The 14848-nt window shown below is 46.6% G+C and carries 12 protein-coding genes; 5 read left to right on the top strand and 7 right to left on the bottom strand.

Annotated features, from left to right (window positions below):
• Positions 1-92 precede the first annotated feature (92 nt).
• Positions 93-2234: a methionine--tRNA ligase gene (gene metG / locus UNH61_RS00805; RefSeq protein ID WP_326990202.1), complete on the bottom strand. Its 2142-nt coding sequence runs from the start codon at positions 2232-2234 to the stop codon at positions 93-95.
• Between the two features lie 153 nt (positions 2235-2387).
• On the opposite strand from metG, the gene UNH61_RS00800 reads away from it, so the two are divergent.
• On the top strand, positions 2388-3275 hold the full coding sequence (locus UNH61_RS00800; protein WP_326990201.1) for an LD-carboxypeptidase: 888 nt from the start codon (positions 2388-2390) through the stop codon (positions 3273-3275).
• On the opposite strand, the gene UNH61_RS00795 is transcribed toward UNH61_RS00800, so the two are convergent.
• Together UNH61_RS00795 and UNH61_RS00790 are read right to left on the bottom strand one after the other, a co-directional pair.
• Positions 3272-4084, bottom strand: a complete 813-nt coding sequence (locus UNH61_RS00795; RefSeq protein WP_326990200.1) for a HesA/MoeB/ThiF family protein — start codon at positions 4082-4084, stop codon at positions 3272-3274. The genes UNH61_RS00800 and UNH61_RS00795 overlap by 4 nt on opposite strands.
• An 11-nt stretch (positions 4085-4095) precedes the next feature.
• Complete coding sequence (locus UNH61_RS00790; RefSeq protein WP_326990199.1) at positions 4096-5463, bottom strand: HAMP domain-containing sensor histidine kinase; 1368 nt, start codon at positions 5461-5463, stop codon at positions 4096-4098.
• A gap of 437 nt (positions 5464-5900) precedes the next feature.
• Between UNH61_RS00790 and UNH61_RS00785 the strand changes: the two genes are divergently transcribed.
• Positions 5901-6458 (top strand): YqgE/AlgH family protein, encoded by a 558-nt coding sequence (locus tag UNH61_RS00785; protein ID WP_339070609.1) that lies wholly within the window; start codon positions 5901-5903, stop codon positions 6456-6458.
• A gap of 494 nt (positions 6459-6952) precedes the next feature.
• Here the strand turns inward: UNH61_RS00785 and atpC are convergent, their stop codons facing one another.
• Together atpC and atpD are read right to left on the bottom strand one after the other, a co-directional pair.
• Positions 6953-7210 (bottom strand): ATP synthase F1 subunit epsilon, encoded by a 258-nt coding sequence (atpC, locus tag UNH61_RS00780; RefSeq protein ID WP_326990197.1) that lies wholly within the window; start codon positions 7208-7210, stop codon positions 6953-6955.
• A 60-nt stretch (positions 7211-7270) separates the two neighbouring features.
• Positions 7271-8773, bottom strand: a complete 1503-nt coding sequence (gene atpD / locus UNH61_RS00775) for a F0F1 ATP synthase subunit beta (RefSeq protein ID WP_326990196.1) — start codon at positions 8771-8773, stop codon at positions 7271-7273.
• Positions 8774-9102: 329 nt separating this feature from the next.
• On the opposite strand from atpD, the gene UNH61_RS00770 reads away from it, so the two are divergent.
• Both UNH61_RS00770 and UNH61_RS00765 read left to right on the top strand, forming a co-directional pair.
• The gene (locus UNH61_RS00770) at positions 9103-10317 is read left to right on the top strand and encodes an FN3 domain-containing metallophosphoesterase family protein (RefSeq protein ID WP_326990195.1); all 1215 of its coding nucleotides are present in this window, start codon (positions 9103-9105) and stop codon (positions 10315-10317) included.
• 306 nt (positions 10318-10623) lie between these two features.
• A complete protein-coding gene (locus UNH61_RS00765) occupies positions 10624-12213 on the top strand; it encodes a DUF6600 domain-containing protein (protein ID WP_326990194.1) in 1590 nt (529 codons plus the stop codon).
• Positions 12214-12301: 88 nt separating this feature from the next.
• Here the strand turns inward: UNH61_RS00765 and UNH61_RS00760 are convergent, their stop codons facing one another.
• Both UNH61_RS00760 and UNH61_RS00755 read right to left on the bottom strand, forming a co-directional pair.
• Positions 12302-12811, bottom strand: a complete 510-nt coding sequence (locus UNH61_RS00760; RefSeq protein WP_326990193.1) for a GNAT family N-acetyltransferase — start codon at positions 12809-12811, stop codon at positions 12302-12304.
• A 37-nt stretch (positions 12812-12848) separates the two neighbouring features.
• Entirely contained in the window at positions 12849-13466 is a 618-nt protein-coding gene (locus UNH61_RS00755; protein WP_326990192.1) for a hypothetical protein, read from the bottom strand.
• 65 nt (positions 13467-13531) lie between these two features.
• On the opposite strand from UNH61_RS00755, the gene UNH61_RS00750 reads away from it, so the two are divergent.
• Positions 13532-14698 (top strand): hypothetical protein, encoded by a 1167-nt coding sequence (locus UNH61_RS00750; protein WP_326990191.1) that lies wholly within the window; start codon positions 13532-13534, stop codon positions 14696-14698.
• Positions 14699-14848 lie beyond the last annotated feature (150 nt).

Below are 14848 nucleotides of genomic sequence, written 5' to 3'. Positions count from 1 at the left end.
TTCTGTAATAGTTTTTTGAATAAAAAAGAGAGAAGAAATGAAATACTGCATTCATCTCTTCTCTCCTGCCAGCTATCAGCTGATATGAACTACTAGCTTACCGAACTACCCGATGCAACGTTTTCATTCGGATTTACAAACACCAGTTTGCCATTATCTTCCGCCATCAGGATCATGCCCTGGCTTTCGATACCGCGCATCTTGCGTGGAGCAAGATTTGCTACAAGCGTAACCTGTTTGCCGATAATATCTTCCGGTTTGAAGTGCATAGCAATACCAGAAACAACAGTACGTTTTTCTGTACCTATATCAACGAGCAATTTGAGCAATTTGTCTGCTTTTTCCACTTTTTCAGCATTAACGATGGTGCCTACGCGCAGATCCAGCTTCACGAAATCTTCGTATTGTATTTCCGGTTTGGCAGGAGCTGCTTCCACAACAGGAGCCACGGTTCCGGCTGCTGCGGCCGCAGCGGCTTCCGCTTCACGGCGGCGTGCATGCAGTTTTTCCACTTCTGCCTGTACCTGTGCGTCTTCCACTTTCTTGAAGAGCAGTTCAGGTGCACGCAGCGAATAGCCCACGTTCAATAACTTCTCGCTACCGGCATTTTCCCATTCCAGCATACGGTCTACCACTTTCAGCTGATGACAGATCTTACGGGCGGTATAAGGCAGGAACGGATGAGAGAAGATCGCCAGGTTAGCCGCCATCTGCAAACAAATATGCAGACAGTTGTCGATACGTGCCTGCAACGCCGGGATATCCTTTTCGGTGTAATCAGGATATTTCGGATGCTGTTCTCCGGCATTCAACTTCTCAAGTATGCTTACCAGTATCCAGGGCTCGCATTTCTGCAGGTAGCCATTACCTTTTCGGGCAAACTCTATCACTTCCGCGAGTGCTTCCCGGAAACGGTAATTTTCCAGGCTGGTTTCAATCTTTTCTTTTGCCGGAATGAATTCTGCCAGCATTGCCCGATCGTCTTCACTCTTGAATTCTTCATGCAAACGAGGCACTTTTCCTCCGCAGAGTTTGTGCATCAATACCATTGCACGATTGATGAAGTTGCCGAAAACGGCTACCAGTTCGCTGTTATTGCGCTCCTGGAAATCTTTCCAGCTGAAGTCGTTATCTTTTGTTTCCGGCGCGGTAGCACAAAGTACATAACGCAATACATCCTGCTGATCCGGGAAATCCTGAATATAATCGTTCACCCATACAGCCCAGTTACGGGAAGTAGAAATTTTCTCCCCTTCCAGGTTCAGGAATTCGTTCGCAGGTACATTGTCCGGTAGTACAAAGCCCCCGTGAGCTTTCATCATAGCCGGGAAAATGATACAGTGGAAAACGATATTGTCTTTACCGATGAAGTGTACCAGTTTGGTATCGTCTTTACACCAGTAGTCAGCCCAGTTTTCTGTCAGTTCCTTAGTGGCGGAAATGTAGCCAATAGGCGCATCGAACCAAACGTACAGCACTTTTCCCTCTGCATCGGGCAACGGCACTTTAACGCCCCAGCTGCTGTCGCGGGTCATAGCACGACTTTGCAATCCGCTTTCCAGCCAGCTTTTGCATTGTCCGTATACGTTATTTTTCCACTCTTTATGTTCTTCCAGTACCCACTGTTTCAGCCACGGTTCATAATTCTGCAGCGGCATGTACCAGTGTTTGGTTTTCTTCTTCACCGGTACTGCATTACTGAGGGTAGAATGCGGGTTGATCAGGTCATCAGGGCTGAGCGAGCTTCCACAGCGCTCGCACTGATCGCCGTAAGCCTTGTCGTTACCACATTTGGGGCAGGTACCCATGATATATCTGTCGGCCAGGAAAATATTCTTCTCCGGGTCGTAATACTGTTCCGATTCCTTCTCTTCGAACAGCCCGTCGTTATACATCTTCAGAAAAAATTCCTGGGATGTTTTATGATGAATTTCGTTACTGGTACGGGAAAATATATCGAAAGAAATACCCATGGCAGCGAAACTGTCGCCAATGATCTTATGATATCTGTCTACCACATCCTGCGGGCTCACGCCTTCCTTCATGGCTTTGATAGTGATAGGCACCCCATGTTCGTCAGTTCCGCATACGAATTTTACATCTGCCTTTTTAGCGCGCAGATAACGTACATAAATATCTGCAGGCAGGTAACAACCGGCCAGGTGCCCTATGTGCACAGGGCCGTTGGCATAGGGTAATGCCGCAGTTATTAAATATCTATTAAATTTTCCCATATTCTCTTAAAGAATGCTTAAATAAAATTTAAATCGTCGATAGTTTTTGGAATCACCATAACAATTTATCACCTTAGTCCGCGAATAAAACAATTTACGCTAACTAATCCGCAAAGGTAAACAAAAGGTACAATGGTAAAAATTCCGCCATATTTGAAAAAAGGTGATCTGATCGGAATTACCTGTTCCAGCAGTAAAATGGATCTGCAGGCTGCGGAGTACGCCCGCGGCGTGCTGAGCTCCTGGGGTTACCGTGTACATATGGGCATTACAGTGGGTACCAGTTTCCATAATTTTTCAGCCCCTGATGAACTCCGGCTGGAGGAACTACAGGATATGCTGGACGACCCTGAAATTAAAGCGATTGTTTTCGGCCGTGGCGGCTACGGAATGGTATGTATCATCGACAAGCTGGATTTCACCCGTTTTCGTAAACACCCCAAATGGCTCTGTGGCTACAGCGACATCACCACGTTGCATGCGCATGTGCAACGACAGTTGGGTATTGCCACTATTCACTCCATGAACTGCAGTGGTATTACACCAACCACTATCGATAATGAATATGTGGAAAGCCTGGCGAACGTGCTGAAAGGAAAACCTTACCGTTATTCCGCCCCCTCACATCCGCTGAACAAAGAAGGTAAAACCTCCGGAATACTGGTAGGTGGTAACCTCTCGATGCTGGCAAATGTTTCCGGTACCCGTTCGCAGATTAATACCAGGGATAAAATACTCCTGCTGGAAGATATCGGAGAATACCGGTATCATGTAGACCGTATGATGTATAACCTGAAAAGGGCCGGCTGGCTCGATAAGCTCGCCGGATTGGTAGTAGGCGCTTTTACAGACGGTAAAGATACCGATACCCCGTTTGGACAAACCGAATACGAAATTATCAGCAACCTGGTGCAGGAATACGATTATCCTGTTTGCTTCGGCTTCTCCAGCGGACATCAGGATGCCAACTACTCCCTGAAACTCGGAATGAAACATGATCTGAAGATCGGTTCCAAGACGGTGCTGGCGGTGAATGCCTAATCCTCCACGTCCGGCACTATTTCCAGTCCATATGCTTCGGCGGTCAGTATGCCCGCAGCACGCACGGCTTCAATAGCCGCAGTATCCGGCTGCAGTTCATGCACCTGCGTATTGTTGTGCAGAAAATCGATACCATACAGTTTTCCGGCGATCCCGGCCGGAACGCCAATCAGATATTTCAATGCCTCACCCATCATATGCATGCCCAGGATACCGTGGGTAGCACCGATGGCGCCTGCGTCGAAATTGCGGTATTCTTCCGTGAGCGGTAAAGCGCAACGGTAAGAAGCTGTATAAGAGCCATCCGGTTGCGGCATATTGAAGCCACCGAACCAGCCCAGCCAGTTATGCACTTCTCCGGTGATGTAAGGTTTATTATGTACCAGGCAGGCATCGTTAATAACCAGGTGAGTGGGGGGATGCTGCGAACAGTCGATGACCATATCAAATCCCACCAGCATCATAGCGATGGTTTCAGGCTTTACCTGCATCAGGATGGGATAGTGCTTCGTGTAGGGATTCACTGCCCACAGCCTGCTGGCGGCCATTTTCGCCTTATGTTTACGGATATCCTGCATCTGGTAAACCGGCTGCCGGTGCATATCTTCGTCGTTGATCACGCCATAATCAGCAATTCCCAGTACGCCTACTCCGCTTGCACTGAGATATTGAATCACCGGGCTTCCCAGTCCACCTGCACCCACCACCAGCACGCGGGATTCCTTCAGTTTCTCCTGCATGTCCAGTCCCAGTCCGGGAACAGCGATCGGATTTTTAAAATGCTGTATCTCTTTTTCACTCAGTATCATATAGCTGCCCTTTATACTTTATCCAATTCCTGGGGAAATTCGAGCGTAAACTTGCTGCCTTTACCCAGTGTACTATCTACTTTGATCTTTCCTTTATGAGCATCCACTATCGCCTTTACATAGGTAAGTCCCAGGCCGAAGCCCTTTACATTGTGGACATTCCCGGTATGTGCGCGATAGAATTTTTCAAAGATACGTGAAATAGTATCGCGGCTCATCCCAATACCATTGTCTGATATAATGATGAACAGGCTTTTGCGGGTGTTATAGGTTTGAATCCTGACCTCCAGGTTATCGTTGGAATACTTGATGGCATTATCTATCAGGTTGAAGACCACATTGGAGAAATGTACATCATCGGCCATGATGATCGGATTAATAGCATCCAGTTCCAGGTCCACCACGCCATTTTTGGCAGCGAGCTGCAGTTGCAGATTGTCGGCCGTATTCTGAATGACCTGGTGTACATCCGTTGCCTGCAGTTTAAGCCCGATCTCGTCTTTTTCCAGGAGAGCTGATTGCAGAATGCTCTCCACCTGTTTATTCATGCGTTTATTCTCTTCCTTGATGATACCGGAGAAATACTGGATCTTTTCCGGTTTCGACATTACCTTTTCGTTCCGGATAGCGTCTATTGCGAGTGAAATAGTTGCCAGCGGCGTTTTCAGCTCGTGCGTCATGTTGTTGATGAAGTCTGACTTGATTTCCGAGAGCTTTTTCTGGTTCAGCATCGTTCGGATGGTCAGGGCAAAGGCGGTGATAATGATCATGGTAAAGAGTACCCCACCGGTGATCATGATTCCCAGCTGCCTGGCCACGGTATCGTCTGTTGCCATGATGATATACAGGCTTTCTGTTCTCGGGTTATAGGGGTCTGATGGTGATGCCAGCGGGATTACCTGTACTTTATATTTCTCCTGTGCCCGGGCGCTGTCGATGCTGTTGATATGGAACAGCTTTTCAAATCCGGCCGACTGCAGCCTGATCGCAGCAAGGTTAGGAGCATCGGGAATATTGCGAACGATAGCGAACTCAAAGTTGGACGTATCGAGGCGGTTTTTCCTCATACTGTTCAGGATATAACGCCTCAATTCATTTACATTAAGGATATCGCTAGGCGACGGGCTTATTTTAGTGTTAATATCGAAGGGCAGACCTTTGTTCACGGGATTATCCAGCCGAAACACAACACCAGCCTGAGTACGGGCTATGATCTCATTATAGACATCCGTTGTCATGTTGACGGCCCGTTGAAACTGCTGATCCTGTTTGATAAGCATGGCGCTGCGGATCCAGCTTACCTGTATATAGATGATTCCGAAGAGGGAGAGTGTGATCAGTATTACAATTACGGGGAAGATCTTTTTGAGTGGTATCATGCAAATTTTTTGTCAGACTTTAGTTCTTTCAAAGATAAGGTTAGGGAAATATTAAATAATGTTAAAAAATATTCTTGCTATAGCAACTATGATACAAAATTCTGGGCGGAATACTGCATCCATACTGAATTCCAGCAATCGACCATCACTTTAACGTAATTTTAACTGGGCGACGCTGATTTTCTTATTGCATCTTTCCTTACCTTTGCTTCAGCATCTTGGTACTAAATTTGATTAGTTCAAGATCATAACAAAGTAATTAAACTTTCTACATACATCGATGTGGATTCGTTCCATAAGCGATTTAGATTTTGGTTGATAAAATGGTAAGGAGGTTTTCTAGCCTCCTTTTTTATTTTCCTTACTTTTTTCCCACTCGTTTTTTATCACTACAATTCAATCATTTATTAGCTAAATTTGGTTAGCTATAAAATTGTATGACTATGGTTAGTTTGTCGCCCGGCATTTTGCTGATAGCTGATCCGTTTCTGAAAGATCCGAACTTTGCCCGTACAGTGGTGCTTCTTTGTGAATACCAGGAAAAAGGCAGTTTTGGCTTTGTTATCAATAAGTTATTTGACCAGACATTGGGAGATCTTGTTCCTGAAGTGTTGATTTCCAATATACCAGTATACTATGGTGGGCCTGTGCAGATGGATACCGTTCATTTTATTCACTGTTATCCGGAGATTATTACCGGAGGCATGGAAGTGTTGCCAGGCGTGTTTTGGGGCGGTAAATTTGAACAGGTGGTGGATGCCCTGAACAAGGGGCTGCTGGAGCCGGATAAGGTTAAATTTTTTATAGGATATTCCGGGTGGACGGAAGGACAACTGGAAGAGGAGGTAAAGGAAAAATCCTGGATATTGTCGCAAACTGATGCCTCTCTTGTATTTAATCCGCAGGAACAGCAAATATGGCAGCAAGCGTTGAAAAACCTTGGCAGCACCTTTGCCATGATGGCAAATTATCCGATAGATCCCTCGCTTAATTAGCACTAATAATCTGAAACAGAAGCACATCGGCTGTGTTCGTTTTTTGTAACAAAAAATGAACAACATGAATGCCGTTTATTTAAAACAAATTAGATATATTGCTAAAGTAATTGCTAAACAACGGGCAATTACCTAACCCGTTCAGGTAATTAAATACAGATAAGAATACACCTATGAAGGCCAAAACCTATGAGAAATATTTTGCCCCTTCTATAGACCGGAACCAGAGTTTTACCTGATCAGCAGCGTTATTATCAAGGAATATTCATTAGGTATATATACAGTCGTACAGTCGGCTGTTTATTGATGTACATATAGTTACAGCGGCTATTCCGTATAGCCGTGGGAGTAATTTATTGTGCATAATGAATAACGAGGAAATCCCGGTGGATAGTCTTGTCGGGGGCCGGGTCTTCTAAGATTGGAATAGTTAGGACAAAAACAAAGGCCGGGTATTCCTACCCGGCCCCTGGTCATTATTTTTGCTGGTATGCTTATTTTTCCACTGCTACAGCGCCTTCTACGAGTACGGTAGCCTTATTACGCAACACTTCCACAAACCCGCCACTGATAGTATAAAATTCAGCACGGCTTTTATCGGTCATCACTTTCATTTTACCATTTCCGAGAGCTGCGATCAATGGCGCATGTTTATCCAGTATTTCAAAAGAACCATCAATACCTGGCAATTGTACTCCGTACACTTCGCCGGTATATAATTTTCTTTCTGGTGTTAATACTTCTAATAGCATGTTATAATCGTAAATGGTGAAGGGTAAATGATCCCGGGGTTGCCGGGATCACTGACTTAATTAGTTATTCGCTGCTTCCAGTAATTTCTTACCTTTTTCGATAGCCTGTTCGATATTACCTACCAGGTTGAAAGCTGCTTCCGGATATTCGTCTACTTCACCGTCCATGATCATGTTAAAACCGCGGATAGTTTCTTCGATCGGTACCAATACACCTTTCAGACCGGTAAACTGCTCTGCTACGTGGAAAGGCTGTGACAGGAAACGTTGTACACGACGTGCACGGGATACTGTCAGCTTATCTTCGTCGCTCAGCTCATCCAGACCAAGGATCGCGATGATATCCTGCAGTTCTTTATAACGCTGGAGGATCATTTTCACACGCTGTGCGCAGTTATAGTGAGCTTCACCAACGATGACAGGAGTCAGGATACGGGAAGTGGAATCCAGCGGGCTCACAGCAGGATAGATACCAAGATCGGAAATCTTACGATCCAATACAGTAGTAGCATCCAGGTGAGAGAAGGTAGTAGCCGGAGCAGGGTCAGTCAAGTCATCCGCAGGTACATAAACCGCCTGTACGGAAGTGATTGAGCCATTTTTGGTAGAAGTAATACGCTCCTGCATCAGACCCATTTCAGTAGCCAGTGTAGGCTGATAACCTACCGCAGAAGGCATACGTCCCAGCAGCGCCGATACTTCAGAACCAGCCTGGGTGAAACGGAAAATGTTATCTACGAAGAACAGGATATCACGACCACCACCTGCAGAACCATCTCCATCACGGAAGTATTCTGCCAGTGTCAGACCGGACAATGCTACACGGGCACGGGCTCCGGGCGGTTCGTTCATCTGACCGAACACGAAGGTAGCCTGCGACTGTTTCAGCAGTTCTTTATCTACAGCGGTAACGTTCCAGTCACCGTGCTCCATGGATTCTTTAAATTCATCACCGTATTTCACGATGTTTGCCTCGATCATTTCGCGCATCAGATCGTTCCCTTCACGGGTACGCTCACCCACACCGGCGAATACAGACAACCCTTCGTAACCTTTTGCGATGTTGTTGATCAGCTCCTGGATCAATACTGTTTTACCCACACCGGCACCACCAAACAAACCAATCTTACCACCTTTTGCATATGGCTCGATCAGGTCAATTACCTTGATACCTGTGAACAGTACTTCTGTTTCAGTTGCGAGATCTTCAAATTTAGGCGGCTCACGGTGGATAGGATAACCATTTGAAGTATCAATGTCTCCCAGACCATCGATCGCCTCACCTACCACATTGAACAAACGTCCTTTAACCTGGTCGCCAACGGGCATTTTAATAGGCGTGCCTTTATCAACTACGGGCATACCACGAACCATACCGTCAGTGGAGTCCATTGCCACAGTACGTACACTGTCTTCACCCAGGTGCTGCTGAACTTCCAGGATTACCTTCTGGCCATTTTCGCGGGTAATTTCCAATGCGCTGTAGATTTCGGGCAACTTGTCATCAAAATGCACGTCCACCACGGGACCGATAATTTGTTTGATCTTACCTGTGTTAGGCATATTTTTAAAGCAGTTTATAAAAAATACTAAAATGTTAGTTGAACAGAAACCTCAGCATAGGCATACAGTTCCTGAAATTTGCCGCAAAGGTAATAGTTAATAGATGAATATCAAAACAGTAACGACGAAAAAAAACCTTTTCCCACAGCAATATCTACCCGCCTTCCTGTTATAAAACTTTTACTCCCCTGCAATCTATAGCACAGCCTGTCAAATTATTAATATTCTTTATCTATAATTTTATTCCGGCCATTCATATAAAAATAGTCTCTTTTTCCTTATTGCTTTGCTATTTTTAATCCCACTCACCTATTGCACAATATACACATATGAAAAAATCAAACAGTGAACAATCCCGCCGCTCCTTCATCGGCACCCTGTCGAAAGCAGGATTGCTGGGCATGACAGGGCTGGCACCTGTTGCCGCCAGCGCAGGCATTACCCGGCCAGCTGCAACCGCACATTCTTTCCTCTGCAAACCATACCTCCAATATCCCGGTCCCGACGCCATTTCCGTGATGTGGCTCACCAGCCGCCCCTGTTACAGCTGGGTGGAATATGGCACCGACGGCCAACTGAATAATAAAGCCCACAGCGTCACCAACGGACTTGTAGATGCCAACAATCGGCTGCACCGCATTCTGCTGGATAACCTGCAACCCGGTAAACAGTACAGCTACAAAGTGTTTTCAAAGGATATCGTGGAGTTTGAACCTTATAAGCTCACCTATGGCGATACCATCTCCAGTGATACTTATACTTTTACTGCGCCGGATCCGCAGGCAAAAGAGGTGTCGTGGCTTATTCTCAACGATATACACGACCGGCCAGCCTCTATTCCGCACCTGATAGGGCTGAACGGTCAGCATCCTTATAACTTCGTTTTCCTGAACGGTGATATGTTCGACTATCAATCCGACGAACAACAAATCATCGATCACCTGCTATCGCCCTGTGGTGAAACGTTTTCCACGCATACGCCATTCATGTATGTCAGAGGTAACCATGAAACCCGCGGTAAATACGCACGCGAATGGCACCAGTACTTCGATAATCCAGGGCATCATAACTACTTTACCTTTACGATCGGGCCGGTATCCGCGATTGTACTGGATACGGGAGAAGACAAAGAAGACAACCACCCGGTATATGCCGGCATCGTTGATTTCGACGCCTACCGCGAACAGCAGGCACATTGGCTGGAACAGCAATTGCAAAGTCCGGCTTTCAGAAAAGCGAAACATAAGGTAGTGATGATGCACATTCCACACTACCACTCCGGCGAATGGCATGGTGTGAAGCATTGCCGGGAAATGTTCGGCGACCTGTTCAACAGACATAAGATCGATATCCTGATCTGTGGCCATACTCACCAGTACGGCGTATATGCCCCTGTAAAAGGACAGCATGAATATCCGCTGATCATTGGTGGTGGCCCGAAAGAAGGCTATCGTACCCTGATCAGCATCAAGGCCGACCAGCACCGGCTGGTACTGACGATGCTGAAAGACGATGGCACTAAAGTGGGTGAATATACCGTGTAAGTACAAACGCCGGAGCAGTAACTCCGGCGTTTTCATTTTCTGTCGTTCCCCCCGCTTTCTTCAGCTACTGCCGGGTTTTACAAATTGGAATCATTTTTGTCTTACTGTTTATAACGCTGGACTGCAGCATAAAGCGTTATAAAAATTTTAACAATATCCTTTAACATTTAAAAATCATACGACCTTCGAAATCTTTCTTACGACCATCAAAAAAATGCTTGTTGAAATAAACTGAACTTTACTAAACAACATTCATTTCTTCCAGGGTGTCTGATATTAATTTCAAAAGACAAAAAATCAGGAGTTATGAACACATTATTGAAACATACAGGAATATCTCTCTTACTTATACCATTATTCCTCGCAGGTTGTGCCTCTACCTACTACGCCCCGGCTTATGATGGCACCTATGATCAGGGGTATAACCAGGGCTACAATCAGGGCCCGCAGGTACAGGTAAACGCTTCCGTTTCATTTTACGACGAATTAAGTCCGTATGGCCGATGGACCTCCTATCCTGGTTACGACCGGGTTTGGATACCTAATGCAGGCCCCGGATTCCGTCCGTATGCAACTAATGGTCACTGGGTATATACTGATTACGGCTGGACCTGGGCGTCTGATTATGCCTGGGGTTGGGCCGCATTCCACTATGGCCGCTGGTTATTCGATGATTACCAGGGTTGGATGTGGGTACCGGGTTATGACTGGGGTCCGGCATGGGTAAGCTGGAGATCAGGTGGCGATTGTTATGGTTGGGCACCAATGGGGCCGCAGTATGGATATGGATATAGTTCCCCTGCCTCTTACTGGACATTCGTACCCCGACAGTACATCAACAGTCCGCAGATCAACAATTACTATATCAACAACAGTCGTAACGTTACCATCATCAATAACACCACTGTTATCAACAACTCCTCCAGGTACGGAAGCGGAAGGGTATACACTGGCCCGAGTGCCAATGAAGTATCCAATTATTCCGGAATGGCAGTAAGGCCGGTGAGAGTGGAAAACACCAACAGACCGAATGTTGGCGGCGGTGGCAGAGTGGAAAACAACCAGCTGCGCATTTATCGGCCGGATGCTGCCGCTATCCAGCGTGGCCGTGAAGCTGACCGCACAAGACCGGTGCAGTCTGTCGATAACAGCCGTCCGGGACGTGTAAATCCTGGTACCGGCGTGCAGCCCGATAACGGCAACAACGGTAATTTTAACAACCGTCCGGGCAGGGTTACCCCGGGTGGTAACACTGGTGTACAACCGGTAGATAACAATAATAACGGCAGCTACAATCGTCCGGGCAGGGTAACTCCGGGCAATAATGGCAATCAGCCGATAAACAACGGAAGGTTCCCGGGCAATACGGATAATAGCAACAACAACAATGGACGGGTGCGCCCCGGTCAGGTAATGGATAACAACCAGGGTAACAATAACGGCTATAGCAGGCCTTCCAGGGTAGATAATTCCGACCAGATACGCCAGCAGCAGATGCAGCAGCAACAGCAAAGGATACAACAGCAACAACAACAGCAACAGATAGAACAGCAAAGGGTACAACAGCAGCAAATACAGCAACAGCAACGCATGCAGCAGCAACAGGCGGAACGGGTACAAAGAGACCAACAGATGCAGCAACAGCAGCAAAGGATACAACAACAGCAGATGCAGCAACAGCAACAACAGCAACAACAGGCAGAAAGGGTACAACGTCAGCAACAGCAGGAACAGCAAAGAGCACAACAGCAGCAAATGCAGCAACAGCAGCAACAGCAGCGTATGCAGGAACAACAGCAAAGGGCACAGGAACAGCAGCAGAGAGCGCAGGAGCAACAACAACGGCAGTCCCAGCAACAACAGGGAGGTGATAACCGCCCCAGCCGCGAAGGATAAGCCATCATGATATAGTACGAATGATGTCCGGAGATTACAGTGTTTTGTGAGATGATATTGTGAGGGCCCGGATCATCATTCGTACTTTTTATTTGTGATAAACCAGCTCATAGAGCTGATCCCGGACAAAAGCAAAATTCACGGTGGCAGGCAGGTTCTTATGCATCAGCCGCAGATCCAGCGGAGGGTGCGGCGGATAATAGGATGGCTGCTGATAGGGTTCGGGGAATGTATGATACCCCAGCCGCTCGTAAAAATGTATTCTTCGTATAGCCTGTTCCGTGTCGGGCGGTTCTACTTCCAGGATAATTGTTCCCAATAACGTCTCCATCTCCTTCATCACCTGCGTACCGGTACCTCCGCCCCTGGAAGCCGGATCAACAGCGAAATGCTCTATAAAGCTGAAAGCAGGTAATTTCCAGAAGAAAACAAAACCGGCAAACCGGTCTTCTTTAGTAATACGCAGGATATGTATCCTGCCGGCAGCTATCAGTTGCTCCTGCAGCGGCCATGGCCTTCTTTCCTGCAAAGGAAATGCTTCTTCATATAGCGCTTTTATCCTGTCGTCTGCAGATGTTTCCTGAATCAGTCTGATCATGAAAGTAGTTTTAGCATTGCTTTTCAGTATCGCTAAATTACTGATTAGTTTTCGCCGACGGCACGCATTCGAATGGATCGGGGTTATTGGGGGGTACAGGCTTATTGACGGACCAGCAGAAGTTCATTGGCTGGCTGGTAACGCTGAGCAGTTTTACTTCTACTTTGCTGCCTTTACGGCTGTTGGAGGCAGGAATGCTTCTGCTGCCCTTTTCCGGAATATTGGTAATCGTGTATTCTTCTGTCTTGAAAACATCATTATTATTGCGAAGATAGGTTACCTGCACTACCACATTATCCAGCGGATATTCCGTCTGGTTTTTCACATTAATCTGGAGATCCCTGATGCCGCCAAGAAAACCTGTGCGGTAATCGCCGGCAGTTACTGCAATAAACTGCTGCCAGTTCCGGCGGTAATAGGCCCTGCGTTCCACAAACTGTCCGGCAGTGCGTTGCTGCATTTCCTGGCGGCCGGTGATCTGGCTGGTGACAGCCGAGGATTGTTCCAGGCTTTTACGCAGATCCCGATTTTCGTTCCAAAGACGTTGATTTTCAACCAGCACCCTCCGGACCGTTTGCTGCTGCCGGCAGTATCCAAGGCTAAAAACCGCCACCAGCACTACTATAACGAGGGGATAAACATAGTTTCTTTTCATAAAGTGAGCGACAGAAAAAATAGTGCCAATGAAGCTTTTTATTACATTTGCGCAAATGGTCACGAATGGAACTGATAATTGTACAAGATGAAAAAACAGCCAGGCAGTTTCTAGAGGTGCATATCGTAATAAACAAAGATGTACCAGGTTGGATAAGGCCGCTGGATAAGGACATCAACAGCGTATTTGATCGGGAGCACAACAAGGCATTCCGTCATGGTGAATGCAGCAGATGGATTTTGAAAGATGACAATGGCCGCCTTATTGGCCGCATTGCAGCATTTGTAAATAAGAAGTACAGGTCGAAAGACGACCCCGGACCTGTGGGCGGGGTTGGGTTCTTTGACTGTATCGACGACCAGGCGGCAGCCAATCTTCTTTTCGATACCGGTAAACAATGGCTGGCGGAAAGGGGAATGATCGCCATGGACGGCCCTATCAATTTCGGTGAACGGAACAACTGGTGGGGGTTGCTCACAAAGGGATTTCATGAGCCTTTGTACAGCATGAACTTCAACCCTCCTTACTATATCCGTTTATTTGAGGAATATGGGTTCAGGCTCTTCTTTAACCAGCTTTGCTATGGCATGAAAGTAAGCGAGCAGCTGCCAAAACGGTTCTACGACCGGCATAAGGCCATCGCTGCCGATCCTGCGTTTAAAGCAATGCATATCCGGAAAAACGAACTGGAAAAATTCGCAGATGCTTTCTGTACGGTATACAACAAGGCATGGGCAAAGCATGCCGGAGGAAAAGATATGGGGAAAGCGCAGGCGCTGGCCCTGTTCAAACAAATGAAACCTTTGCTGGATGAAAAAATCGCCTGGTTTGTCTATTACAATGACGAACCGGTAGCCATCTGGCTGAACCTGCCGGACCTGAATCAGTATATCAAACACATGAATGGTCAGTTCGGCCTGTTACAAAAACTGAAGTTCCTCTGGCTCAAAAAAACCGGCTATTGCAAGAAAATGACCGGGATCATTTTCGGCGTTGTACCGGAATTCCAGGCCAAAGGCGTGGATTCTTTCATCATAGTGGAGGGATCTAAAGTTATCCAGGGCGACAAACTCGGTTACCAGGAATACGAAATGCAGTGGATTGGCGATTTCAATCCCAAGATGATCAATGTGGTGGAGAACCTGGGTGCCGACATCTCCCGACAACTGACTACCTATCGCTACCTGTTTGACCGAACAGCTCCTTATGAAAGGCACCCTTTTATAGGGTAATACAAGATAATTATAAGAAAAGCAGGCAAATGCCCGCTTTTCTTATTCCGTCCGGAAAACACCCCATAGCAGCTGCTATTCCCATTTACCATATATTCATATGGTAACACAAAGTCAGCTTATTAGTTGCTGAATATTGGCTACATTTAA

This window comes from Chitinophaga sp. 180180018-3 (assembly GCF_037893185.1).
Taxonomy (GTDB): Bacteria; Bacteroidota; Bacteroidia; order Chitinophagales; family Chitinophagaceae; genus Chitinophaga.
Note: the sequence above shows the minus strand (reverse complement) of the source record. Positions and strands in the feature narration are given on the sequence as shown.